The sequence below is a fragment of the Caballeronia ptereochthonis genome (assembly GCF_001545075.1).
Lineage (GTDB): Bacteria > Pseudomonadota > Gammaproteobacteria > Burkholderiales > Burkholderiaceae > Caballeronia > Caballeronia ptereochthonis.
Window position 1 is genome coordinate 1 of record NZ_FCOB02000079.1, and the last position, 3,264, is coordinate 3,264.

At 63.4% G+C, this 3,264-nt stretch carries 4 protein-coding genes; all 4 read right to left on the reverse strand.

Features of this window, described 5'->3' with window-relative positions; genetic code table 11:
* Positions 1-17: 17 nt before the first annotated feature.
* Positions 18-719 (reverse strand): succinate dehydrogenase iron-sulfur subunit, encoded by a 702-nt coding sequence (locus tag AWB83_RS35395; protein WP_087050243.1) that lies wholly within the window; start codon positions 717-719, stop codon positions 18-20.
* A 19-nt stretch (positions 720-738) separates the two neighbouring features.
* Positions 739-2,514, reverse strand: a complete 1,776-nt coding sequence (gene sdhA, locus AWB83_RS35400; RefSeq protein WP_087050244.1) for a succinate dehydrogenase flavoprotein subunit — start codon at positions 2,512-2,514, stop codon at positions 739-741.
* 5 nt (positions 2,515-2,519) lie between these two features.
* A complete protein-coding gene (gene sdhD / locus AWB83_RS35405; RefSeq protein ID WP_087050245.1) occupies positions 2,520-2,888 on the reverse strand; it encodes a succinate dehydrogenase, hydrophobic membrane anchor protein in 369 nt (122 codons plus the stop codon).
* A gap of 4 nt (positions 2,889-2,892) precedes the next feature.
* Positions 2,893-3,264, reverse strand: a 372-nt coding sequence (gene sdhC / locus AWB83_RS35410) for a succinate dehydrogenase, cytochrome b556 subunit (RefSeq protein WP_096059417.1), incomplete at its 5' end; no start/stop codon positions are given.

A 3,264-nucleotide genomic window follows, 5' to 3' on the forward strand; every position in this document is an offset into this window, starting at 1 on the left:
CCATCACATCGCCCATCTCAGACAGCGCGGCGCACCATCAATTCCTTGATCTTGCCGATCGCCTTGGTCGGATTGAGCCCCTTGGGGCACACGTCGACGCAGTTCATGATCGTATGGCAACGGAACAGACGGTACGGATCTTCCAGGTTGTCGAGGCGTTCGCCCGTCGCCTGATCGCGGCTGTCCGCGATGAAGCGATAGGCTTGCAGCAAGCCCGCCGGTCCCACGAACTTGTCCGGGTTCCACCAGAAGCTCGGGCACGACGTCGAGCAGCTCGCGCACAGAATGCACTCGTAGAGGCCATCGAGCTCATCGCGCTCCACGGGCGACTGCAGACGCTCCTTTTCCGGCGGCGGCGTATCGTTGATCAGGTACGGCTTGATCGAATGATACTGGTTGAAGAACTGCGTGAAGTCGCAGATCAGGTCGCGCACCACCGGCAGACCCGGCAGCGGGCGCAGCACGATCTTCTGCGGCAGCTCGTTCAGGTTCGTCAGGCACGCGAGCCCGTTCTTGCCGTTGATGTTCATCGCGTCCGAGCCGCACACGCCTTCGCGGCACGAACGCCGGAACGACAGCGTCTCGTCCACCGACTTCAGCTTCACCAGCGCGTCCAGCAGCATGCGCTCGTGCTCGATCTCGAGCTCGTAGGTCTGCATGCGCGGCGCCGCGTCCTTGTCCGGATCGTAGCGATAGACTTCAAAAATTCTCTTTGCCATTTCGATATTCCCCTGTGCCTTAGAAGGTCCGTGCCTTCGGCGGCACCGATTCGACCGTCAGCGGCTTCATCTGCACCGGCTTGTAGTCCAGGCGATTGCCCTCGCTGAACCACAGCGTGTGACGCATCCAGTTCTCGTCGTCGCGATGCTCGTAGTCGCTGTGCGCGTGCGCCCCACGGCTTTCCTTGCGCGCCTCGGCCGACACCATCGTCGCGCGCGCCACCTCGATCAGGTTCGCCAGCTCCAGCGCCTCGACCTTCGCGGTGTTGAACACCTTCGATTTGTCTTTCAGGTGCACGTGCTTCACGCGCTCGGCCAGCTCGCCGATCTTGTCGACCCCTTCCTCGAGCAGCTTCGAGGTGCGGAACACGCCCGCGTGCGCCTGCATCGTCGAACGGATGTCGTTGGCGATGGCTTGCGTGTATTCGCCCGAGGTCGATTTCTCCAGCACCGCGAGACGCTCCATCGCGAAGTCGGCGGCATCGGCCGGCAGCGGCTTGTGTTCCTTCAACTCGCGCGCATGCTGGATGATGTGGTTGCCCGCGGCACGCCCGAACACGACCAGATCGAGCAGCGAGTTCGTGCCCAGACGGTTCGCGCCGTGCACCGATACGCACGAGCATTCGCCCACGGCGTAGAAGCCGTTGACCGGATCGTTGTAGCCCTTCGCGGTGCCCACGACCTGACCGTGCATGTTCGTCGGAATTCCGCCCATCTGATAGTGGATGGTCGGCACGACCGGTATCGGCTCCTTGATGCAGTCGACGTTCGCGAACTTCAGCGCGATCTCGCGAATCGACGGCAGACGCTTCATGATCGTCTCTGCACCGATGTGCGACAGGTCCAGCAGCACGTGATCCTTGTTCGGACCCACGCCGCGGCCTTCCTTGATCTCCTGGTCCATCGAGCGCGAGACGAAGTCGCGCGGCGCCAGATCCTTCAGCGTCGGCGCATAGCGCTCCATGAAGCGGTCGCCGTTCGAATTGCGCAGAATGCCGCCTTCGCCGCGCACGCCTTCGGTGATCAGCACGCCCGCGCCGGCCACCCCCGTCGGGTGGAACTGCCAGAACTCCATGTCCTGCAGCGCGATGCCCGAGCGCGCCGCCATGCCGAGGCCGTCGCCCGTATTGATGAACGCATTCGTCGAGGCCGCGAAGATGCGCCCCGCGCCGCCCGTGGCGAACAGCGTCGTCTTGCCCTCGAGGATGTAGACGTCGCCCGTTTCCATCTCCAGCGCCGTGACGCCGAGCACGTCGCCGTCGGCGTCGCGGATCAGGTCCAGCGCCATCCATTCGACGAAGAAGTGCGTCTTGGCCGCCACGTTCTGCTGATACAGCGTGTGCAGCAGTGCGTGGCCGGTACGGTCGGCCGCCGCGCAGGCGCGTTGCACCGGCTTCTCGCCATAGTTCGCCGTGTGGCCGCCGAACGGACGCTGATAGATCGTGCCGTCCGGGTTACGGTCGAACGGCATGCCCATGTGCTCCAGCTCGTACACCGCGTTGGGCGCCTCACGGCACATGAACTCGATCGCGTCCTGGTCGCCGAGCCAGTCGGAGCCCTTGATCGTGTCGTAGAAGTGGTAGTGCCAGTTGTCCTCGCTCATGTTGCCCAGCGAGGCGCCGATGCCGCCTTGGGCCGCGACCGTGTGCGAGCGCGTCGGAAACACCTTCGAGAGCACCGCCACCGAAAGCCCCGCGCGCGCGAGCTGCAGCGATGCGCGCATGCCCGAGCCGCCGGCGCCCACGATGACCACGTCAAAGCGACGACGCGGCAGGGAAGTCTTGATTGCAGCCATGTTCTTTAAACTCTCCAGAGAATCTGTGCCGCGTAGCCGGCGCATCCGATGAGCCACAGGATGGTCAACACCTGCAGGAACAGGCGCACGCCCATCGGCTTCACGTAGTCCATCCAGATGTCGCGAATGCCGACCCACGCGTGATAGAACAGGCACAGCAGGGCGACGAAGGTGGCGAGCTTCATCCACTGGGTCGCGAAAATGCCCGCCCAGCCTTCGTAGGAGAAGTTGTGCGCGCCGAAGAACCAGAAGAGCAGAATGACGGTATAGGCGGCCATCACGACCGCGGTGATGCGTTGCGCGAGCCAGTCGCGCAGGCCGTAATGCGCACCGACGACCAGGCGCTTCGGGCCGACTCGATTGTGGGTTGCCATGTTCTTAGAAGGCTCCGAAAAGTTTGAGCGCCATCGCCAGCGTGAGCAGCAGCGAGACGACCAGCACGATGAGGGCGCTCTGCTTGCCGCCTTGCTTGCTCACCGCGACGTGGGTGTCGAGCAGCAGGAAGCGGATGCCTGCGCAGAAGTGATGCAGATACGCCCACGACAGCACGAGCGTGATGATCTTGACGATGGGGTTGGCGAGGAAGCCCTTGAACGCCTCGAAGCTGATTTCCGAGGTGAGGCTCTGATCGAGCAGGTACAGGATGAACGGCAGACACACGAACAGCAGCAGGCCGCTGATGCGATGCAGGATCGACACCTTCCCTGCCAGCGGCAAGCGATACTTCGCGATTTGGCCGATCCCGATGTT